The 21931-nt window shown below is 56.9% G+C and carries 18 protein-coding genes and 1 tRNA gene; 5 read left to right on the forward strand and 14 right to left on the reverse strand.

The window, feature by feature from the left end; all coding sequences use genetic code 11:
- Positions 1 to 166: 166 nt before the first annotated feature.
- Both RDV48_09020 and RDV48_09025 read left to right on the forward strand, forming a co-directional pair.
- A complete protein-coding gene (locus RDV48_09020) occupies positions 167 to 2026 on the forward strand; it encodes a BatD family protein (GenBank protein MDQ7822920.1) in 1860 nt (619 codons plus the stop codon).
- Entirely contained in the window at positions 2023 to 2790 is a 768-nt protein-coding gene (locus tag RDV48_09025) for a tetratricopeptide repeat protein (GenBank protein ID MDQ7822921.1), read from the forward strand. Before RDV48_09020 ends, RDV48_09025 begins: the two co-directional genes overlap by 4 nt.
- Here RDV48_09025 and RDV48_09030 read toward each other — a convergent pair.
- From RDV48_09030 to RDV48_09070, 9 genes are all read right to left on the reverse strand, one after another.
- Positions 2787 to 3440 carry an HAD family phosphatase gene (locus tag RDV48_09030; protein ID MDQ7822922.1) on the reverse strand — a complete coding sequence of 218 codons (654 nt, stop codon included), beginning with the start codon at positions 3438 to 3440 and terminating at the stop codon, positions 2787 to 2789. The genes RDV48_09025 and RDV48_09030 overlap by 4 nt on opposite strands.
- Positions 3441 to 3453: 13 nt before the next feature.
- Entirely contained in the window at positions 3454 to 7611 is a 4158-nt protein-coding gene (locus RDV48_09035; protein ID MDQ7822923.1) for a hypothetical protein, read from the reverse strand.
- A 147-nt stretch (positions 7612 to 7758) separates the two neighbouring features.
- A complete protein-coding gene (locus RDV48_09040; protein ID MDQ7822924.1) occupies positions 7759 to 8112 on the reverse strand; it encodes a hypothetical protein in 354 nt (117 codons plus the stop codon).
- Positions 8113 to 8317: 205 nt separating this feature from the next.
- Positions 8318 to 9190: a hypothetical protein gene (locus RDV48_09045; protein ID MDQ7822925.1), complete on the reverse strand. Its 873-nt coding sequence runs from the start codon at positions 9188 to 9190 to the stop codon at positions 8318 to 8320.
- Positions 9191 to 9392: 202 nt separating this feature from the next.
- A complete protein-coding gene (locus RDV48_09050) occupies positions 9393 to 9851 on the reverse strand; it encodes a hypothetical protein (protein MDQ7822926.1) in 459 nt (152 codons plus the stop codon).
- Between the two features lie 100 nt (positions 9852 to 9951).
- Positions 9952 to 10608 carry a protein-L-isoaspartate(D-aspartate) O-methyltransferase gene (locus RDV48_09055; GenBank protein ID MDQ7822927.1) on the reverse strand — a complete coding sequence of 219 codons (657 nt, stop codon included), beginning with the start codon at positions 10606 to 10608 and terminating at the stop codon, positions 9952 to 9954.
- Position 10609: 1 nt separating this feature from the next.
- Complete coding sequence (locus tag RDV48_09060; protein MDQ7822928.1) at positions 10610 to 13645, reverse strand: HEAT repeat domain-containing protein; 3036 nt, start codon at positions 13643 to 13645, stop codon at positions 10610 to 10612.
- A gap of 15 nt (positions 13646 to 13660) precedes the next feature.
- Entirely contained in the window at positions 13661 to 14719 is a 1059-nt protein-coding gene (locus RDV48_09065) for a hypothetical protein (protein MDQ7822929.1), read from the reverse strand.
- Positions 14712 to 15488: a hypothetical protein gene (locus tag RDV48_09070; protein ID MDQ7822930.1), complete on the reverse strand. Its 777-nt coding sequence runs from the start codon at positions 15486 to 15488 to the stop codon at positions 14712 to 14714. Before RDV48_09070 ends, RDV48_09065 begins: the two co-directional genes overlap by 8 nt.
- 187 nt (positions 15489 to 15675) lie before the next feature.
- On the opposite strand from RDV48_09070, the gene RDV48_09075 reads away from it, so the two are divergent.
- The gene (locus RDV48_09075; GenBank protein MDQ7822931.1) at positions 15676 to 16398 is read left to right on the forward strand and encodes a hypothetical protein; all 723 of its coding nucleotides are present in this window, start codon (positions 15676 to 15678) and stop codon (positions 16396 to 16398) included.
- Here RDV48_09075 and RDV48_09080 read toward each other — a convergent pair.
- Positions 16387 to 17034: a hypothetical protein gene (locus RDV48_09080; protein ID MDQ7822932.1), complete on the reverse strand. Its 648-nt coding sequence runs from the start codon at positions 17032 to 17034 to the stop codon at positions 16387 to 16389. The genes RDV48_09075 and RDV48_09080 overlap by 12 nt on opposite strands.
- A gap of 5 nt (positions 17035 to 17039) precedes the next feature.
- On the reverse strand, positions 17040 to 17711 hold the full coding sequence (locus RDV48_09085) for a flagellar brake protein (protein ID MDQ7822933.1): 672 nt from the start codon (positions 17709 to 17711) through the stop codon (positions 17040 to 17042).
- A 334-nt stretch (positions 17712 to 18045) separates the two neighbouring features.
- Here RDV48_09085 and RDV48_09090 point away from each other — a divergent pair, with 334 nt between their 5' ends.
- Positions 18046 to 18312 carry a hypothetical protein gene (locus tag RDV48_09090; protein ID MDQ7822934.1) on the forward strand — a complete coding sequence of 89 codons (267 nt, stop codon included), beginning with the start codon at positions 18046 to 18048 and terminating at the stop codon, positions 18310 to 18312.
- Positions 18313 to 18368: 56 nt separating this feature from the next.
- The gene (locus RDV48_09095) at positions 18369 to 19592 is read left to right on the forward strand and encodes a DnaB-like helicase C-terminal domain-containing protein (protein MDQ7822935.1); all 1224 of its coding nucleotides are present in this window, start codon (positions 18369 to 18371) and stop codon (positions 19590 to 19592) included.
- Here the strand turns inward: RDV48_09095 and RDV48_09100 are convergent, their stop codons facing one another.
- The 3 genes from RDV48_09100 to ilvE all read right to left on the reverse strand — a co-directional run bounded on the left by RDV48_09100 (position 19593) and on the right by ilvE (position 21832).
- Positions 19593 to 20714, reverse strand: a complete 1122-nt coding sequence (locus tag RDV48_09100) for a response regulator (protein ID MDQ7822936.1) — start codon at positions 20712 to 20714, stop codon at positions 19593 to 19595.
- A 91-nt stretch (positions 20715 to 20805) separates the two neighbouring features.
- Positions 20806 to 20879, reverse strand: a tRNA-Pro gene (locus RDV48_09105).
- A 74-nt stretch (positions 20880 to 20953) separates the two neighbouring features.
- Complete coding sequence (gene ilvE / locus RDV48_09110) at positions 20954 to 21832, reverse strand: branched-chain-amino-acid transaminase (protein ID MDQ7822937.1); 879 nt, start codon at positions 21830 to 21832, stop codon at positions 20954 to 20956.
- Between the last annotated feature and the right edge of the window lie 99 nt (positions 21833 to 21931).

Raw genomic sequence — 21931 nt, forward strand, 5'->3', positions numbered from 1 at the left:
AGGACAAGGACAAGGAGCCTCCTCCCGAGCAGCCTCCCGAAAAAGAGGATATCAGCAAGGAGCAGGCCCTCAGGATCCTGAAGGCCTTCCAGAAAGAGGAGGAAAAGCAGCTCAAGCAGCTGCGGGCACGCTATCAGGTAAGGAAAACCGACAAGGACTGGTAACCATGGCAAGACCTGCACACAGACTTCTCTTCATCTGCCTCGCTTTCATGGCGCTCTGTGCCGCGGCGCTCCACGCCCAGGGGATTGAGCTCTCGGCAGATGTGGACAGGACCTCCCTTTCCCTGGGTGAACAGCTCACCCTCTCGGTGACAGTGCGGGGTGAGAACGCCCCCCCTCCGGTACTCCCTTCTCTTGCAGATTTCACCATCCTCTCGCAGTTCCAGTCACAGAACATAGAAATCATCAACTTCCAGACTTCCGCCTCCATTACCTATCAGTATGTGCTCCAGCCCAGGAGGGCCGGCACCCTTACCATCAAGCCTGTGACCCTCCAGGCGGGCGGCACCACCTATGCCACAGACCCCATTGTCATTGAAGTGACAAGAGGAGGGGGCGGAGGTGCAGGCCTTCCTTTCGCCACACCGATCCGCCCCACCATCCCTGCGCCTCCCTCCATTCCCTCCCTGCATCCCCACGGGGCGCCGCCGGCTCTTTCGACGCCCTTTCCCAATTTTCCCTTCATGGACGAGGAGCCCCAGGGGCAGGTCTTCGCCGTGGCGGCCCTCAACAAAAAGAAAGCTTACGTGAATGAACAGCTGATCCTCACCGTCAACTTCTGCTATCCCGCAGAGGTCTCCCTGGACCACCGGCTCCTGCCTCCCTCCTCCCAGGGATTCCTTATCGAGGAGATCAAATCGCCAAGAAGCTACTATACGACGCTCCAGGGGCAGAAATACGCCGTCATTGAGCAGAAATATATCCTTTACCCCATCTCGTCAGGCTCGCTCACCGTCGAGAGCGTCACCGCCAACTACCAGGTCATGAGCTTTTTTGGCGGCGCCATGGAGACCGTGAAGACCGATCCCCTCCCCGTGGAGGTCATGGAGCTCCCGAAAGGAGCGCCCTCCCATTTTACCCATGCCGTGGGGGAGTTCAAGGTCGAGGCGGAAGTCGATCCCGGAGAGACGCCCATGGACGAGCCTGTGACCTTTACCATAAGGATTAGCGGTGAAGGGAACCCTTCCACCATAGAGCTGCCGAAGCTCCCCGACCTGGCGGGATTCAAGAAATTTGATACCACTGAGTCCCAGCGCACCACCCCCCAGGGCGCAAAGGTGACTGGTGAAAAATCGTTCAGCACCACCCTCATTCCCCGGAAGGAGGGCACCCTTGTCATTCCCGCCATCACCCTCTCTTACTTTGACCCTGCCTTGAAGGCCTACCGCACTGTCGCCACATCACCTCTGGAAGTGAAGGTGACGGCACCGAAGAACCCGTCGGCAGGGGGGCCGTCTCCCGAGGTATCAGGAGCTCAGCCCCTCGAGGTAAAGAAGACTGATATCCGCTACATCAAGTCTTTCATGAGGAAATGCGCCCCTGAGGACCTCCCCCTCTATAAAAACCTCTATTTCCTTGCTGCCGGGGCTCTGCCTCTTGTGCTGCTGGGAGGCTTTGCCTTCACCTTGAGAAGAAAAGAGCATCTTGAGAAGAATACGGCCCTCATGAGAAAGTCCCAGGCTTACCGCCAGTTCAGGACCCACCTGAAAAGCGCAAGATCGCTTGCGAAAGACCCCCAGACCTTTTACGCGGCGGTCCAGAAAGGCATCTACGAGTACCTCAGGAACCGTTTTGACATGGCAGGCTCCGGCCTCACCATCTCGCAGATAAAGGAATCTCTTGGTGACAGGGGTCTTGACGAGGCCGCCCTGAGGTCCTTTGAAGAGTTCCTCACAAAGTGCGATCTCGCCCGCTTCGCTTCAAAGGACAGCAAAGACAGCGATCCGTCAAAGGACCTGGAGCGCTGCGAAAAACTCGTGACTGCCATTGAAAAAGCCACGCGCACCGCAAGGAGCTCCCAATGAAAAAAGCGCTTCTCACCGCATTGCTTGTCCTGATTCTGTCTTCGCAGGCCTTCGCCGGCGCAGGCGAAGCGGACAGGCTCTTCCAGGAAGGGAACGAGGCTTACAGGAACGGCACCTACCAGAAAGCCATCGAGTGCTACCTGAAGATAACGGCCATCCAGCAAGTGGCAAGCCCCCAGCTCTATTACAACCTCGGGAATGCCTACTTCAGGGACAACAAGCTCGGCTATGCCATTCTTTACTATGAGAAGGCCCACCGCCTTCTTCCCAGGGACCGTGACATTGCCTTCAACCTGGAATTTGCAAGGGAGGCGGCGCAGAAAGCCGGGGCCCCCGAGGGGAAAGAGGGAGCATCCATCCTCTCCCTCGCCTCCATAAACGAGGTCACCGTGGCGGTATTTCTTCTCTGGTGGGGCCTTGTGGCCCTTATCATCCTCTATGTGTTCCTCAAGAAGGAGCAGTACCTCTGGGCACTCTGCACCGTGGCCATCCTCTTTCTCATGGGAACGGCCCTCATGGCCACTGCGATCTATCAGAGGGAATATCAGCAGAGCGGCATCATCACCGCACCGTCGGCAGAGGTCCATTCAAGCCCAAGCCTCCAGGAAGCCATCTCCGTGATCATCCCCGAGGGCACGAAGGTGCGCATCCTGAGGACCGAGGAAGACTGGGTGGAAGTGGCGGTGCAGGGCCAGAAAGACAATGCCTCCACAGGAGGGCCTATACAGGGCTGGATTCCTGCCAAGGATATAAAATCCCTCTAGGGGATGACGGTGAGAATCTTCCTGAGATCCTTCTCGTAGATTACCACATTACAAACGCGTGCAAGTCTCTCGGACTTGCAGTTGAAGGCAATGGAAAAACCGGCCGTCTCCGCTATGGAAAGATCATTTTCATTGTCGCCCACAAAAAAACAGCGGTCCAGCGGGATTCCTTCCCTGGAGGCAATCACCTTGAGGCCCTCGCCCTTCTTCTCCACGTCGTAGGGGGTGGCTTTCCCCCCCGAGATGACGCCATGGTCGTCGAAATAGACCTCGTTGATAAGGACATCGGAAAAGGGGTGGTCAGGAAAAAGCTCGTCAAGCACCATGCTGAGGCTTCCAGAAATGAGTGCAAGCTTGTATCCACGGCTCAAGAGCTCGTCAAGTGTTTCGCGGGCCCCTTTCATGAGCTTCAGCGAGCGGATGGAGGCGCGCATCTTCTCTTCGGTGACGCCGTGGTCCCTGAAGATCTCCAGATCGTGGAGGAACCACTCCTCGTAAGTGATCCTCTTGGCATAATAGTCTTCGGTGATTTTCTTCTTGAGGCTCTCATCCTTTACATAGGTTTCATAGAGGGTCTGCCAGATATAGACAGTGCCGTCAATGAGAGTGCCGTCCAGGTCGAAACAGACAAGCCTTCGATGGTTTTCCATGAGCGGTTCTCCTTTATTCTATTTCAAGGGGAGCAAAAGGACTTGCGCCTCCCACGCGGGGAGACTCATATCCCCTCACCTCGGCGGGAGCCACAGTGATGCGGCAGGGGAGGGCCGCCGTAAAGGGAATTGAGAGACGCCCCCCCTTCCCCTGCATCACTATACTGAGGGTATGGCCCGTCATGGCATAGTCAAGAATGTCGCCCTTCCCCTTGAGGGCTTCAAGGGCCTCACGCTTGACCTCAAGGCTCCAGGGAACCGGTATGGTCACCGTGACGGGCCCCTGGACAGCACTTTTCCAGGTGACGGTATATTCGACATCCTGCCCCCTTTTTACCCGCGAAGGCGTCACCACTCTTGCCACCTCGACTCCTTTTGACGCAGGCGCCTCGCTGTAGTACCGCCCGCGCAGGCGGTAGTAGAGGGGAAAATCGACGCGGGGCCGCAGCGTCACCACCCCTTGCGGCGCGGAAAATGCCGGGATGCTCCTCCTGAGAGGGCCTTCCCCACGGGGAAAGCTGAGGGTCTCTGCCTTCCTCCCGCTTACCTGTACCTCCAGGCTCCCGGAGGCGCACCTCCCCTCCTCAAGGCGCGAAAGAGCGGCAGCGACAAGCCACGTGGTGAATGGTGTGCCCCATGTGCCGTCAGGAAGCCTGTTGCCGACAAAGAAGGCCGTCACCGATACGGCGCGCTCATGACCGAGAAGGGAAGGCTCAAGAGCCATGACCGCCAGAGCCGTGGCCTCGAGGTCGGCGGCAGTGCCTTCTGCACCCGAAAAAAGTGACCTGCTCCCCTGCCAGAAAAAAAAGCCGCCCCGGGACAGGGCCGAGCGCAGAAGCGCTTCCTCTGCATCCTTTGCCTTCTCAGATGCACTGCGGCGGAGAATACCGGCCAGGAGAGCCATGGTGAGGCTTTCACTGGAACGGTCTGCCTTGTCAGCGAGGTATGCCAGGGATTCCTTCAATTCGTCAGAGGGTACCCCGCACTGAAGAAGTGCCCACGTCACCATGGCCGTGCAAAGCTCCGGCGCCGGGCCCCTCCCCTTCTCCTCGACCCAGCTCCCGTCAGGCCTGCGCACAGAGAAGAGCCACTTCACATGCCGCGCCGCCATTTTTTCATCGCCCACTGAAAGCTTCGCCCCCTCTTTAAGGGCCATCACCACGAAGGCCGTGAGGGCCGCTCCGGAGGTCTCATCGCCGGCATAACGGGAAAACCCGCCGCCCTTCTTTTCAAACCGGAGAAGACTGCCGTAATCCTGCTGGAATGATTCCCGCAGCTTCTGACCCTGCTCGCCGCCCTGCGGCACCGCTGCCCCTGCGAGAAAAGCGTTCTCGAGCATCCTGGCAGCGAATTCATCGGCAGTCACAAAGAGGCTCTTTTTTGAAGATTCCGCTCCCTCTGCGAGAAGAGAGGCGGCACTGTTGTAAATATCCAGAAAAACCTCCCGTCCCTCTTCCCTGGCACCTCCCGGAAATTCAAAGGAGAGGGCGCACTCTTTTTCAAGCCTCCCCTCCCTGGCCTGCTCATGCCCGTATGCCTTCGGCAGAACAGTACAGTCAGCGCGGACCTCCTGGTAAGCACCGCCGCTGCGGGCGGCCACTGCAAGCTTGTAGGGGCCGCCGGGACGGCTTATGGTGAGGGGGAACCATTGGAAAGCCTCGCCGTAGGGAGGGACTGTCACTTTCTTTTCACGGTCACCCGAAAGCAGAAACCAGTCCCTTTTCGATATCTCCACTAGAAGCTCCCGGGGAGCACCGAGGTAATTCACCAGCCTCACGGGAAGGGAGATGCTGTCGCCTTCCACGAGGCAGGGCTCCAGAAACCGGGGAATCTCGCAGAGAAACTCCTGGAATATGGTGACCTTCTGGGTGATCTCCCAGTTCTCGTCGAGGGACCCCGCGAAGAGCTCTCCCTGCAGGTTGCGGGCAGGGAGGAGAATATCCCGTGCAAGGGTCGAACGGGGAGCCACCTTGCTCGAGGGATCAAAATAATAGACGGCAGGAAGAGTGTTCCTCCGGGAGCCGTCAAAGGGCAGGGCTATGGGGACTGCAGGCGGCGCCTGGCGCCCCTCTTTCTTCTCGTCCCCGGGCCACGCTTCTTTGCGGTAAAAGGAAGACATCCTCTCTGCGAGGCCGTAGCGGGCTCCCTCCGGGAAGTGCTCCCCGTCCGGCCTGCTCCCGGTGAGGAGCATCACGGTCCTTCTCTCGAGCACCTGCGAGAGCTCATCGCTTTCAGGGGGCTCCTCCCCGCCGCTCTCAAAGGTGAAGGCCTCTTCCCCCGGGGAAAGCTGAAGAAAAAGGGCAGCTCCAAAAAACTGCCTTAAGCCTTCAAGCTTGATGGCGTCACTGAAGACGGCCCTCTCAAGGGCCCGGCACATGTCAGGGGAGCCGTCAAGGGGGAGAGGGTCCACAAGGGAGATCCAGTTGGATCTCCTGTAGCTCACCGGGCCGGTGGAGCCAGCCCTTCTCCTGAGGCCCACCTCCAGGAACCGCTCCCTTGAGGCCTCAACCTTGATGGCGAGGGGAAGCACCTCGCCCGGAACATAGACGCCCTTCATGGCGCCCATATTTATCTGCAGGCTCTCATGGGGCGAGACATATAGCCACTGGATGTCTCTGGGCCCATCTTTTACGCCCAGGGAGGCCCTTACCTCAATAAGCCCTTCAAGGCGCTCATCCAGGGGCAGCACAAGCCTTCCATGGCCTTCGGTCATGGCGAGCGACGCCGTGGCGCAGAGCTGGCCAGCCGAGTACAAATCAAGATAGACCAGTGCGCGGGCCTCTGTAGAGAGCACGGTAAAGGCGGGACTCTCGCCTTTCAGGAGCATGCTCCTGTCGGCACGCACAAGGAGGCTGTCGCTCCCTTTTTCCACGGGAAGCGTATACTCCTCATCAACGGTGAGGCCTTTTCCGTCCGAGCCCTTGACGCGGATATGCAGGGGCGCAGACGAAGGGGGCGTCACCTCGAAAGTGGCCCATCCCTTCACCTGCGTCGCAAGGGGCTGGGAGAGCCCTTCTCCCGCCACCGTCACCGAGAGGGGATAGGGCCCATACTCACGGTCGGTGACCAGAAGGGTCACCTTGTTGGCAAGGCCTCGTTTCAGCTCCCTGCGCTCGGGAAGGAGATTGACAAAAAAGGGGCGGGAAAAGACCGGGAGCTCCCGGGAGACTTCTGCGGTAAGCCCTCCCCTTGAGGCTTTCAAGGTAAAGGCAAGAGCCTTCATCTTTCCGCCTTCGCCCTGAGATGGCACGAGTGACTTGAAGCGGTAGAGGCCTTCCCCGTCGGCAGTCCGCTCAAGGTGGGCCAGAAGCTTCTCAAAAGCGCCGCGCGAGGTGATGGAAAGGTCAATGGCTGCCTGCGGCACGGGGCGCCCGTCAGGGCGGAGCACCTTCACCGTGCCCTGGATGGTGTCGCCTGAGACGGCTGCTTCACGATCAAACTCAAGCACCGCAATGAGAGGCTGAAGGGGTGCTCTCGTGAGCCTGAATTTCCTTGCGGACTTCGCTTCACCTGCAAGGGCGCTCATCTCATATTCCCCGCCGGCAAACCCCCTGGTGAGGGGGAACCGGGCAAGGGCCACTCCTCCTTCCCCCAGGGGGGTCTCAGTCTTAAAAAGAGTCTTCTTTTCCGGATCGACAAGAAGGAAAGTCACCATGCCTTCCCTGGCGGGAACGCCGCCGGGCACCTTGAGCACCCGTGCCCGGGCCAGAAGAAAAGAGCCCTCGGCGGTGCGGGTTTCAAAGAGCGAGAGCTGAATCTTCTTCCGCTCCTCTATGGTGACGGGGAAAGAATACTCCCGCCTTGCGCCGCCGCTGCCAAGAGCCACGAGAAGCTCACCTTTCCCTGAAATGCCGCTGACGGCAAGGGCGGGCGACACAGTACCGTTCCTGTCGGTGGAGAGCGACGAGGAGGCCTTTGTCCCGCCGCGATCGTCCCTGAGGGAGATCTCCACAGGGACCTCCTGGAGGGGCTTCCCGTCCGAGGGATCACGGACGATGACCCTCACGGAGAAAAGGCTTCCCTCAATGAGCACCTTGGTGAACGAGATGGCCGCGAGGTACGGCGGGGGGACTCCACCCCCTGCAGGGGAAGGGAAAAGGGGCTCTGCCGCCGCACACAGTCCGGCCATGATAAAGAGCATTGCCACAAGGCATATTCCGCCGCGGTACATCACAGTTCACTCTCTCCCTGTATAGTGACGCACAGTATACTCTCAAATAGTTCTCCATCACAAGCCCTCATTCCTCAAGGGGGAGAATTTTTCTGGAAATAAAAAGACCCCGGGGGGGTCTTTCTGGCCACTCTCAGGGGAAAAGGCCTACCTGTTGTGATAGACCATGCGGTAGCAGCCTGTAGGCTCTATCTTGATAAAAATGCCCGGCCGCACGGGAAGGATGGAAATCCTGTTCGTATATCCCAGATCAGCCAGCGTGAGGCGGTAATTGGCCCTCATCTCCATCATGGCAATCTGCGCCTCAAGGCTCAGGCTCACCCTGTCACGCAGCCATGGACTCTTGAAATCCACTCCCAGGATATTTGAATCGGGGGTAAGGCTCGGGGCTGCTATAGGCGCAACAAGCGAGGCCTCCATGGGGTTGATGCCCACCTGGACCGTGTCTCTCCCTCTCTGGGCCCTGATCTGATCGATCCTGTCTCTTGGATCTCTGTCCATATACTGCTCCTCCTTATCGCTTCCGGATGACCACAGGTATCCAATTTTATTATAGCATACCCTGGGGCCTTTTGTGTTGCGAAAATGTTAATCTTTTCCGGCGCCTTCCCCTCTATCATAGCGTTATTTCCGGAAAAAAGCAAGCCATGACAAAAAAAGAAGGAGGCGGTGCCTCCCTCTTGGATCCTTTCTGCTGCCTGCGGGCCTACTGGCCGTTGATGAGCTTGTTCACGCCGCCCATCATGGGGTTGAAGGCCTGGTTCCCAGTCTGGCTCTGCTGGGTGTCAGTCACACCCGACATGGTAAGGGCTGTCTTCACGAGCATCTGAGTCTCGGGGCTTACCTGGGCGCCGTCCTGCTGGCACTGCTGCCAGTCGGAGGTCAGCTGCTGCACTGCAGGGCTTGTTCCTTGGCCTGCGCCCCCGAAGCCTCCGTCTATGCCGCCCATTCCCTGGGGTCCGCCTCCCCCGATCTGCTGCGTCTGGCCCACGTTGCCCACGCCGCCCACGCTCTGGGTGGCATTGAGGCCCTGGGCCTGGCCCGCCTGAGGCACGCCGCCCTGGGCGGCGTTCTGGGCACCGGCAATGCCCTGCATTTTCTCGTTGATGACATTCATCACGTCATCCTTGAGCTTTGATTCCCAGTCCTGGCCACCCTGGCCTGCCTGCTGGGCGGGAGCGGCCTGCTGGGCAGGAGCTGCCTGCTGGGCTTCCTTGGGAGCGGCCTTGTCCTCGGCCTTCTTGTCATCCTTCTTATTGGCAAGCGATTCGACCATCTTCTTGAGGTCTTCTATCTGCTTCTTGAGGTCATCTATCTCCTTCTGCTTCTTCTCTTCGGCTTCCTTTTCTTTCTTTTCTTTTTCCGCGTCGGTTTCCTTGGTATCTTCCTTTTCGTCGGTCTTATCTACTTTGTCTGTGGTATCGGTCTTGGTTTCCTTGGTTTCCTCGGTTTTCCCCGCTTCCTCGCCCTTCCCCGTATCCTTGGCTGCCGCCGTGTCATACTTGGAAGTGGTCTCCTGAGTCTTGCTGGTGCCTCCGCCTACCTCGCCAATTTTGCCAATCGCATCATCTTCCGCCATTTCATTTTCTCCCTTCATTTATAATTTTTTATCACTCTTTCCTTCAAGGCTCCCTCGATCTACCTTGCCGGGAAGCTGATAGTTCCTTGTCTTATATGTTATCACATCTTTCCTTCTGGCAGTTAAGAGATCCCATGTTAACATTTTGTCACAAATATGAACGAAATGTAAGCAGATTGTTGACGAAATACTCGCTGCCCCGTCAGGACTCCTTGTCGCCTCCCATGAACCTGTCCTTCAGAAACTGCATGATTTCCTTATTGCTGTAATTCCCCTCGAGGATCTTGTTCATTTCCTCCTGCTCGCTCACTTCGCTCACTTCACTCTCTTCGCCGTCTTCGAACTCCCCGCCGAATTCCTTGTCAAAGGCCTCTTCGTCAAAATCCTCAAAGGCCACAATGCCTTCTTCCCATACGGTGACCACCGAAGCGCCCTTCGCGGACCGGTCCCTTTTGTCCTCATGGGCTTCCTCGGAAAAGAACACGTCATCATCGCATTCTATGGGACGGGATTCATCGAGAGGAACGCCAGCCTGCACCTGGGCGACTCCCGGGGCCTTCTTCGCCTGCTGGGCAGCCTGCTGGGCCCGCTTTTTCATCATGGCCCGGTATTTCGCGTACTTGGCCCTCATCTTGTTGCCTGAGCTTTTTCCCCGCGCCATGGCACTATCCCCTCTCTAAATATTTCTTTCTGGTGCTTCTCTTAAGACTGTCTTCTTCATAATAGCAATTTTCAAAAGAGGAGTCAACGGGAGGCCTGCCTCACCGATCTCCGTGGTAGCCGAACCTTCCTATGAGCGGCACAAAACGGCACTCGCAGAGCCTTACCACATCGTACTGGTCTGCCTTTCGCGTCACAAGCATCAGTACCTCACAAAAATCGGACTCGAGGGGGAGAATGAGCCGCCCTCCCTGCGCCATCTGCTCTTTCAGCGGCTCCGGTATCACCGGAGAGGCTGCCGTCACCATAATGGCGTCATAGGGTGCATGGTCCGGCCATCCCTCGGTCCCGTCACCGACAGTGAGATAAATATTGCCGTATCCAAGGGCTCCATAGATCTTCCCGGCCCCGGCGGAGAGCTCCGGGAGCCTCTCAATGGAATAGACCTCTTTCACTATCCTGCTGAGAACGGCGCCCTGGTACCCTGATCCTGTTCCCACCTCGAGAACCCTGTCGTGAGGTTCCAGTGCCAGGGCCTGGGTCATGTAGGCAACAATCCATGGCTGCGAAATGGTCTGGCCAAGGCCCACGGAGAGAGCCCTGTCTTCATAAGAAGACTCGCACTGCTCAGGAGGCACGAAAACCTCTCTGGGAACGGAGGCCATGGCGGAGAGGACTGCCTCATCGGTGATGCCTCTCGCCCTGAGCTGGATCGCCACCATGTGCTCCCGCTGCTCTTCAAAGATGTGCCTTCTCACGCTAATAATTCCTTCCCCCGGCGTTGCGGGTTTCCATGAGTCTTTCGTTGGCTTCACGGAGGCGCCCTGAGAGGACCTTGCAGACCTCTATGGCAATCTCAGGCTTCTCATAGATTATGTTGTAAAACTTCTCGCGGGTGAGCACCGAGAGCACTGAAGGCTCCAGAGCCACTGCCGACGCCGAGCGGGGTGCCTCGTCAAGCATGGCCATCTCACCGAAATAGTCTTCCGTTTTGAGCTCGGCAAGCACGATTTCGTCGTTCCTGCCGCCCCGCTTCCATATCTTCACCTTGCCCGAGTAAATAAGAAACATTTCGTCGCCAGGCTCTCCCTCACGGAACACCACATCGCCGGCCCTGTAGCTCCTCTCTTCGGAAAGCTCGCTTATGGCGGCGAGAAGCTCAAGCGTGAGATTCATAAAGAGGGGTATCTTCCTGAGAATGCTTATTTCCTCCAAAACTCTCACTCCCCTTTCGTCGCATTCGCTGAGGACCTCTTCATCAAGCAGTTCACGGCGGTCGCGCCTGACAAGGAAATAGCATGTGGCACGTCTGATCCACTTGTCAGGGTGGTGGAGATAATCTTCCCAGAGTGCATCCTCCGGTGCCGCCATCTCCTTCGGGAGCCGGAGCCTTCCTCCCGCGCTGTTGTCCAGGAGCGCCGCGGCAAAGGCTCCCGTTTTCTTTTTCAGAGCAATGAGCTGCGGGCCTCCAGGCCCCCTGGCGGGGGGGGGAAGGCTCCGGCTCACAATCATGATATGTCTCAACGCCTTCTGGTTGTAATCATAAAGCGCCTTGGCCAAAAGATCCTTTTCGGCGCCGTATTTCTTGAGCACCTCAAGGTAATGAAGGTTTCTCTGGGCGATATGAAACTCCACTTCCAGGAAACGGTACACGCAATCGAGGGAGATAAGGGTCGATCCCCCTGAGATAAGGGCAAGGGATGATTCCACTACCCTCTCGTCGCTGTGGTAGAGAAAGCTTCTCAGGTCATCAAGCAGGTCGTCGCGATGCCGGGACAGGGTGGCGATTGCCTCCCTGCGCACATCGCTGTGCCTGTCACCGAGAAGAGAGGCCACAAGGGGCAGAAGGCCCTCGGCGCCAAACTTCGCACATATCCTGAGGGCAGTAAGGCGGAGGGCCGGCAGGCTGTCCTGGAGAGCCTTTATGAACATAGTGCGGAAATCCCGCTCCCTGTAATCAATGAGGCGCTCCATGGCCTCCATGACCCGGAGCCTCACCGCGGGGCTCTCCGACGAGAGAAGGGGGGCAAGATAATAGAAGAAGGACCGGTCCAGGGATCGTCCCGCCGCATAGGCACCCCAGCAGATCTCGGATTCCTCGCGGCTTGCGAGCAATGAGTGTATAATCTGGCAGGAGCGCTCTTTCATGAAGCCGAACTGGCCTGCATGGAGGGCGGCAACGGCGCGAACCTCGGGGGAGCTGTCATCGAGGTGCTCCAGGATGAGGGGGATGTTCTTCTGGAGGTCCAGATCGCCAAGAACCTTGATGCAATGGGCTCTGAGATGGGCGTTCTCCGAGGAGAGAAGCTTCACGATGGGCTCATAGGCCTCCTGGACATCCATCTCCCCGAGAATGCTTATAATCTCGCTCTGGACCATAGGCTTCTTTTCGGGAAGAAGCTCGATGAGGGACTCGACAAGCTCCCTGTTCTGAAGTTCGCGGAGTGAGCGGAGGAAAAAAAGGCAGGGAAGGTCATCATAAGCCTTCACCCCTTCAAGTATGGCCTTTACATCGGGAATACCAAGAGGGCCCAGGTGATCCGCCAGGGACACCACATCAATATTTCTCTCCCTGAAACGCATCAGAAGGTTCTGAATATATTCCCGGCAGCCCCAGATAAGCACAGGAAGGGAGACAAGCGCGGCGCCTCCCCCCAGGAAGACAGTCCCCATCAGAAACCATGAGGACGCCGCGTCAAAGCCCATGAGTATCACGCCGCAGAATATTGTCGCTCCCGCCACAATCTCGGGCTCCACGAGGCTCTGAAAGACCTTTCTCGCCGTGAGGGGAAGGCCGTCACAGAACAGCACCTCCACCTCCCGCGCCACAGGGCCTCCCAGTGCGTATCTGGTCACGATGAAGGCCCAGAGGAGCACAGCCCCCCCCACGGGCACCAGGGCGGCGATGATAAAAATCACCAGGGCAAAGAGAGGGTAAAGCCCGTAAAGGGTACGGACGCCAATATGAGTTTTCAGAGCGGGAACCACAAAGAGAAGGCACAGCACGGTGGCCGTTCCCCCACTCATCATAAAGATCCCTCCGAGAAAGGCGGCCTCGCCGAAGCTCTGAAAGGATCGGGCCGAGAAAAAAAGCACAAGCATGTCCTGGGCCACCGTGATGATCGTGGTAAAAAACATGGCCAAGGTAAGAGCCATGGCGAGCCCCCCTTTTTTTCCCCGGAAGAACCCCCGCAGGAATCCCGTGGTCCCGGCAAGAGAGATCTGCACCGGGAGCTCCCCGGAAAAAAGCGCCGCAGCGGGGAGGGCACCGCCAATGGCAAGGAACACCGATGAGAAAAGGAGCACAGCGACCTCTCCGGTCCCGCAGGCAGAAAATACCACGAGGCCACTCACCACAGATCCCGCAGCAACGCTGAGAGCAAGGAGGCCTCGGGTTTCGAGTCCTCCTTCCTGTCCTGCGTAGTAAAGAGAAACATACCGGTACAGGATGCTCCAGAGGGCTCCGAAAGCGCCTGCCATCACCGCAAAGAAAAGGCCATGAGCACGGGGAGCCAGCAGGAGCACCAGGGCCTGCGCCACGAGGGCCCCATAGAAAAAGAGCCGGGAGGGGCGCCTTACCATAAGCCATAGAATGGCCTGGAACACACCGCATGCCAGAAGGGCGGGAGAGAGCAATGCGAGGTTTCCATGAGGTGCAAGCTGAAAGAGAAGGGAAAAACCGCCCGTAAAAGCGCTTGCGGTGAGGAAAACCATGGGCATGGCTTGGCCAGAGGTGTGGCGGGGCTCTCCAGGCAAGGATCCCTGGTGCAGGGTAAGAGAAGAAGGAGAACTCATAGATGTCATCATTCCTTACGGCTCCCCTTGATTCCTGTGGGGGGGGAATAATATATCGCCCCGCCGGGCCATGAACTGCTGCCGGCTCGCGAAGAATGCCTCCAGGATTCCTTCAGGTCCCTGGGGGGCCTGGCCCTCTGAAAGGGCTTCAATGAAAGCCGAGAGCGCGGCAAAGAACCCGGAAGCTTCAGACACTTCAACACCCCGGGAGACATCGTCCATGCGCTCATCCAGGGCAATCCCAAGCCCGTCAAGCTCTTCAATGAGCTGTTCCGCCTGGCGGCAGATTCTCTCGTGGGCCTCGAGCATTGCACAGTAGGGAGAAAGTGCATGGCGGTAAGGCGACAGGACATCCTTGCCCGGCCTTGAGAGAAAGGCGTACATCGCTTCCCGTTCCACCCCGTGCTCCCCCTCCCTTGCGAGACATTCTGAAAGGCCGCGCAAATGGGCCATCGCCACGGTACGCTTCTTCCACAGCTCTTTTTTCGAGGGATGGGCAAGAAGTGCGCCACGCCGTTCAAGCTCCCACTGGCTCCTCACCTCGTCAAGGGCGCGGAGTACCTCCTTTATGGCCTTTTCCTTCTCATCTATCCTTATCTTCAAAAGAAGGGAGGCCTTCAGCGAAAAAAGAGGGCGCATGGCGGAATACCTGGCCCTGAGGGTGAAAAGCTCTCTGTTAAGGACATCTCTTCTGAGGCGGAGGGATTCCTCCCTTTCCTTCAGGGCGCTGTTCACCAGGGCGGAAGCATCAAGGTAATCCAGTTTCTCCTCATACCCGGTAAGATCCCGCTCCATAGCATGTGCCCTCTCCATAAAAGAGGAGCCAAGGGCTTTCCTCCTCTGCCGTGCAGAATCCTGGAGCCTGTCCCAGAGCTCCCTCTGTTCCGCCTGAAAAGACTCCCTGCCTGTGCGGTATTCCCCCAGGGCCCCGTCTATGAGATCTCTTGCAGGAGAGAGGACTTCCCGCCAGTAAAAATGGCGGAACCCTGAATAAGCGGCCTCCACGGCGAGACGCCTCTCGTTAAGAAGCTTCTGAAGGCGGCCTCCCTCGGCCATGGTTTCTTCTTTATGCATCGCCTTCTTCTTTCATGGCACTCTGGTGGCCCTCAAAAGGGCCACTCTGGTGGCCCTCAAAAGTGAGGGTCATGTCCTGATAGAGGGAGAAGAGAGCTCCCGAGAGAGCCTCAAGCCGGGCACCCGGGGCACCTTCAGGGGGAAGGGCGCCTTCGGGGAGAAGCCCGCTCCTTATGGAAATCCCCTCGAGGCCGTCAAAAAAAAGGGCCCAGAGGAGATCTGAAGGCCTGGAGATCTCCCCCCTTGCCTTAAGCTCTTCCTTCTTCAGCAGCACCATATCGTCGTAATATCTTCTGAGCATGGTCTTGTCGGAAAACCATGTCTTCATGATAAGCCCGTCGGCAAGTGCCTCGAAAAAAGGATGGCAGTCTCTTTCCGTGAAAGCTCCGTCCCCTTCGGACACCATTGAGAGAAAGATCTCCTCGGGAAGCCCTGGAGGAACGCCGGCCTCTCCCCTCCTGACGGTGAGGGGTTTGAGACTTGAGACCGACAGCACTTTGTCCATAAGGAGCGACACAAGGGCAACAAGCATCACCGTGTGCGAGTTCCTGATAAAAAGGGCCGCCTCCAGAGGGGTAAGGACCGGCAGAATTTTCTCACGGTCCTCGGCAGATGTGGCAGCCTGAAGGTAACGCCTCCTGAAAAAGGGAAGGCGGCTCAGAAAGAAAAGGGACAAAAGGAAAAAGAGCACTCCCAGAAGCCCTATGACAAGGTTCTTCTCGGCTCCGGGAGTGAGAGACAGCGCTGGCACCGCACCGCATGCTCCCACAAGAGTCTCCTTTCTTCCTTCCAACCCCTTGGATATCAGTGCTACTTTTCTGCCTTGCAGGCCTTTTCCCCTTCAGGGCTGGAAAGGGCGGAAGACGGCACCGCAGTGGAAGGAAAGGCCAGGAGGGGAGGGAGAACCTTCACCGCAGAGAACAAAAGAGAAAAGCACACCTATGAAGAAGCATGCCATGAAACTGAAAGATCTTCTCTCACTCTTTCCCATAGCGGCCGAGAACCTCATCCACGGGGCCTTTCTCAAGCTGCGCGAATTGGCGGTCCTCGGCACCAGCCCATGGTGGTGGAACCTCCAGTTCCTCCTCTTTCTTCATTATTTTTTTGATCCCCCTTACAGGATTATCACAAGGCAGGGAAGCGACGAAGGGAACCTCATTTACGGCGAGACGCCTCTCCTCACCCTCAGGAGCATCCTGGCCCGCATCAGGCCTGGCAAAGATGATGTCTTCATGGACCTCGGGTGTGGAAGAGGCCTTCCCCTTGCAGCCGCCCACTATTTTGCAGACATCCCCGCTATCGGCATTGACTGTGTCGGCGAATTCATCAGGAGGGGCAGAAAAATTTTCGATGCCCTTGGCATCAAGGAGGTCTCCTTGCAGGAGGGATCTTTTCTGAACTGCGATCTGTCCAAGGGAACCATCTTTTTTCTCGCCGGCACCACTTTTGCGAGCGACACCCTCGCATCGCTCGTAGAGAAACTGAAGCAGCTTGAGGGGAAGAGAACCGTCATCTCCCTTTCGCAGGAGCTGCCAGGCTTCAGGACCCTTCACCGGGGCTACTATGACTTCTCCTGGGGGAAAGGCTCTGCCTATATTCAGGAAAGGGAGGAGCGGGGGCCAGAGGAAGGAGCTTCCCAGGGCCCGGGAGAGCGGCGGGAGAGTCCCTCAGGATTTTGAAAGGAATGAGAGAAGAAGCTTATGGTCTTCCCCTTCCATGCGGGACAGATCGACAGAACTCACAAAATACCCTTCCTCGCTGTCCTGGCCGTTTTTGATGACAGCCCCTTCAAAGGAGAGCAGCTTTTCGGTGGTGCCCAGTTCAATCACCACTACCTCGCCCTGAGGGAACTCACCCGGCGAGGAGAGTTCCAGAGATCTCGCCGTGACGGAGATCACCACTGCCTCGTAGAGAGCCTCTCCGCTTTTCACCGTGCAGGGAACCTGGACTGCCGGGTGAACTGTTGCCTTTGGCGCAAGCCTTGAGGGGACTATCTCCTCCCAGAGGACCTGCGAAGGCACCTTCACGGAAAAGAGAGGAGGCCTGTCTTCAGGCATCACGTCCATCACCTTTGCCTGAAAGCTTCCGAGGAAATTGTCCCTCCTGAAATGGATCGTCACCTCCATGCCGGGCACCAGGGCGCTTTTCTTGAGGACCGGCGGGGGGATCTGGATCTGGATCTTCTGGGGGGACTGGCTCTGGATCCTGGTGATAAATATCTGGGGGTAGGGCTCATCTCTCGGGGAAAGGATTATTTCAACCTCTTCCTCACGCAGAAAAGTGACAGGCCTTTTTTTCAGGAACCGGAAGACCAAGGGGCTCACCTCTGGGAAAGCTGTTTTCTCGCCCTTCGCTGCTGGTAAAGCATGGCATAGCGGAATATCATCTCGCGCTCCTTGGGGCCCACGTCATCAAATTCTATGTCGGTAACACTCTTGCGGGCATCGGAAGGGAGCTTCTGGCTTCCCACTACTTTTCCCTTCGCCTTGATTACCGGTGAGTCCGGGATTTCAAGTTCAAGGTAAAGAAGGGTCTCTTTGGGAATGGGGAGGTTGGTGATTACTTTTATGCCTGTGGCACTTATTTCCTTGGTGGTGGCCGTCTGGAGATGAGCCGTGCTGATTGCCCGGTATTCCACCGACACGGGGATCTCGACGGAAAAATCATTTTCCGTGAAGGGGCTCTTCTCCTCGGCAATATCAGAGGGAATGGTGAGGTCGATCTCCCTGTCGCGCTTCTCAAGTATCTTGGACTTGAAAGTGGAGACGTTGCTTGCGTCAAGAAAAGCTATCAGCACCTCATCTCCTATGGAACAGGGATAAACCTTGCTTCCTTTCTGCGGGGTCTTGAGGGTGAACCGCTTGCGGTCTATCTCGAGGACCACGGTAAAAAAGCTTTCCGTCCCATCCTGGGTCACAAACTCAATCTCCACTTCCTGCTTTGCTTCGAGCTTCAGGCTTGGCTTGCTTTTTTTAAAAAACCCGAAGACCATACCCTTCCCTCCTTGACATCAAAACACCGAAGACCTTGTTCACCCGTAGAAGAACTATTTTATCAGATGGAGATGAGGCCGCTTTTGAGAGGCACCATAGAGAGTGCCTGGCAAGAGCTTTTTCCGGGATTCCTGAATACATATTCTCTCTGCGAGGTAAATCTCCTTTTTCCCCTGCTCACGGTACCGGCTCCTGTGGCGCCCGGCGGGAAAGGCATCTTGTGGCAAAAGAGGAAATCAAGCAAGACCCTAGAATATCACTTTCTGGCAATGAGCGCCAGAAACCGCTCTTGAAGCGGGAATGGCGCGGATTTTTACGGAAAGAGGGAGCACCATGGTAGAATACAGCAGGGCTTATCTCAGGAAATATTACGATAACTTCAAGTTTTTCGACCACGAGTGCGCCGACAAAAGGATCAGGGAGATAAATCTCCGCATAAGGCGCTGCCTTAAATGCCCCGGGAAAGAGCAGTGCAGATGGCACCCTGAGTTCTGGCTCGAGGGCGAGCCTGAGCGCCTCGCAGAAGATGCAAGGCTCAGGACTCTTGAACCTGACGAGCCGGAGGAGCAGGAACCCGAGGAGGAAGACCTCGCATCGTAGGGTCTTCGGGGGGTGATGACGCGGTACTACCGGATGAAAGGCTGTAAGTGGCGTCAATGTCAAGAGAAGAGAGTCACGATGAGACGAAAAAGTCAGGATGGGAATCCTCAAAGCTCCGGAAGCTTAAAGTATACACCTATGTCCAGAACAAGCTGGAATCCCTCATAAAGAAAGATCCCATCCTGGCCGATACCTTCAGCGGCTCAAGGGTTGACCTCAAGAATCCCACGAAAGAGGACTACGACTTCGCCCTTTCCCTCTGCCTCGCGAGGAGCGGAAAGCTCTCCGACGAAGAGACCAAGATTATCCTCAGGAACATCTTCTCCCATGGAATGGGGACTTCATCGCCTGACGAGTATTTTGAAAAGATCATCCAGAAAGCCCATGCCACCCTCCAGGGGACACCTTCCCATGAAAAGCCCGACAGGATGGACCACAAAAACCTTCTCACCGGCACTTCCCTCCACGAACTTTTCAAGGAAGAGATGATGACAAGGCGTGAGCGCCACCGGGCCACAGGGAGATCCTTCCCCGGCCATGACACGGGATTTCCCTTTCTCAACGGGCATCTGGGGGGAATCCAGCCCGGGGCCCTCATAGGAATTGCCGGCACGCCGGGGAGCGGGAAGACAGGCTTTCTGCTGGCGCTTGCACGGGAGCTGGCAAAAAAGGATTCGGTGAAAAGCCTTTTTATAAGCTACCACCAGTCGATGGTCTCCCTCGGAATCGCGCTCCATGCGGCCCTCACGGAGATTCCTCACCAGGAACTCGCTTCAGGCTCATATAACGAGGCGCACTATGAGAAGGCTATGAAAAAGGCACAAGGAGAGCTGGACGCCTGGGGCGAGCTGCTGGTCATCCAGGAGGCTGATGAAACCTTTCACCTCTCGGCCCTGAAGCTCCTTTGCGAGGAAATAAGGCCTTCAGTGCTTTTCCTTGACTCCTTCGAGCAGATTCCCACCGGGAGGTCCATGACCCAGGAGCATCGCTTTGAGGAGCTTTATCCCTCCCTGCGGGGAATGACGAGAGATCTTGGGATTGCCATTGTCTTTTCTGCAACGATTGAAAAGGATCAGGAGGTGGCCCGTTTTGCGTGCTGCGATGCCGTGCTCAGGCTTTACAGGACAACGAGAGCTCCCCACGAGGAGCCATCGAACCTCTCCCTCATCATAGAGAAAAACCGCTACGGGAGGAATGACTTAGTGGGAGTCTTTGAATTCGATGCCCCCACTTTCACTTTCAGGGAGCGGGGTGCCATAAGCGCCCTGGAGCTTCCCTGATCAGGCCTCCCGCACCGATTCGCCATCCAGATCGGCATAAAGCTTCTCAATACAGGAAGGGCAGAGGCTGTGGCTGAAATCAGCCTCGGAATGCTGCTGGAGGTAGAGCTCTATCTGCTGCCAGTATCCCTTGTCATCCCTTATTTTCTTGCATGACGAGCATATGGGGAGAAGACCGCTCAGAGTTTTCACGTTGACAAGAGCGTTTTGAAGCCTCAAGATGAGGCTCTCTCTCTCTTCATCATCCTTTTTCCTCTGGACCGCAAGCGCATAGAGCATGGAGAGCTTCTCCATCACCTCGAGATCCCATTGACTATAGTCTCTCTTTGAGTGAGCCACCACAAGCTGCCCTACAAGCTCTTCGCCAACCACTGCAGGCATGGAGAGGACATTCCTTATCTCCTCCCTGCAGGGATCAAGCACGAGGGCGCCGCGCGGATCGGCTTTCGGCTCATTGGAGAGAAAGGGGGTTCCGTGGCCAATGACCCATTTCTGAAGCATTGCGGCCTCCTCGAAGACAGGGCCCGACATACCCTCTTCCCGGGAACCGTCTTCAATTGCGGGAATCCTTAACTGCGCATCACGGGAGGCCAGGTATCCGACAAAGCCATAGGTGCTCTCAGTGAGATGCCGTGCATAGGACAGCACCAAGAGCGATATCTCCTCCAGAGAGGCGAGTGAGAGAAGGGCTTTCGAGAGCTCTGCAAGGGCGGCGTTGATGGTGCCGGTCCTCTTGAGCTCATGTTCGAGGCTGTGCTTGTGAAGGGCCATCTCTATGGTGCTGTGGAGGAGGCGCTCTTCGAAGGGCTTGAGGATATAGCCGAAAGGCTCAGTGCACTTTGCCCGGGAGAGAGTGGCATTGTCTGAGAAAGCGGTGAGAAACACCACGGGCACATTGAAGCTGCTCTTGATCTGCTCTGAGGTCTCGATACCGTCGATGCCGTTCTTGAGCTGGATATCCATGAGGATCAGATCGGGCTTCAAGGCCTCGACCTTCTCGAGGGCCTTCTCACCTGATGTGGCTACGGCGCAGATTCGGTAGCCGAGCTTCTTGAGGGAGTCCTCTATATCCCGGGCCGTTATCACGTCATCTTCAACTATCAATATCCTGGCATCCTCCAAGTCCTTCACCCCTTTTTAAGAAGAGTAACTTCATTATATAGGCAAGAGGGGTGCCCCATCAAGGGTCTCTTCACAAGGCCATAAAATAAAATCGGGGCGAGAGGATTTGAACCTCCGACCCCAGCGTCCCGAACGCTGTGCGCTACCAGGCTGCGCTACGCCCCGTTTTAGCTCCCTTCAGGAGCCCCATTGATTTTCTCCATTGTAGTATATTCTCTCCCAAATGTCAAATCTCTCTCTCACTCGTAGAGAGGGGTCCCCTCGCTCGCGGTGAGGGCACGGTAATCCTCCAGGAGCGCCATGGTGACCTTCCCCGGGACGCCGTCACCGATTGTCCTCCCATCAAGAAGCACGACAGGAATAACCTCGGCTCCCGTGCCCGTGACAAAGCACTCATCGGCCACATAGATATCGTGGGGAGTGAAGGGCTCCTCCCTGACGGCGATGCCCCTCCTCTGCGCACGCTCAATAATGGTATTCCTGGTGATCCCCTCGAGGATTCCCACATAGACGGGAGGGGTGATAAGGGTGCCGCGGGTGAAGATGAAAATATTCTCCGTCGTGCACTCTGTCACGAAGCCTTCCCTGTTCACCATGAGGGCCTCGGCGGCACCTGCCTCGATGGCCTCTATCTTGGCCAGGATATTGTTAAGATAGTTGAGGGATTTAATCTGGGCGTTGAAGGCGGCGCTGATGTTCTTTCGCGTCGAGGCGGTGACGACCTTGAGGCCCACCTCGTACGTCTCCCTGGGATAAAGGGCTATCTTGTCAGCAATGATCACCACCGTGGGTCCTGCCGCTTTGCATTTGCGGGGATCGATGCCAAGGTCACCTACGCCGCGGGACACCACGAGCCGCACATAGGCATCGCGGAGATCGTTTTTCCTGCACGTCTCGACGACGGCTTTCTCCATCTCCTCCAGGGTGACGGGGATGGTGATCTTCAGCGATTTCGCCGATTTGTAGAGGCGCACAAGGTGGTCCCTGAGCTTGAATAGCTTCCCCCCGTAAGCCCTGATTCCCTCAAAGACTCCGTCTCCATAGAGAAACCCGTGATCCCATACGGAGATTTTTGCCTCCTCGCTTTTCACATACTGGCCGTTCATATAGACTACCATGATGCAACCCCCTCCTCATATATATGGCGTATAACTTCTTTTTCTTTCCCAAGGTTCCTGCCTTGCGGGTTTCTATGAGGCCCGCGAGAAGGAACTTTC

It is taken from the genome of Candidatus Eremiobacterota bacterium (assembly GCA_031082125.1).
Lineage (GTDB): Bacteria > Vulcanimicrobiota > CADAWZ01 > CADAWZ01 > Ess09-12 > Ess09-12.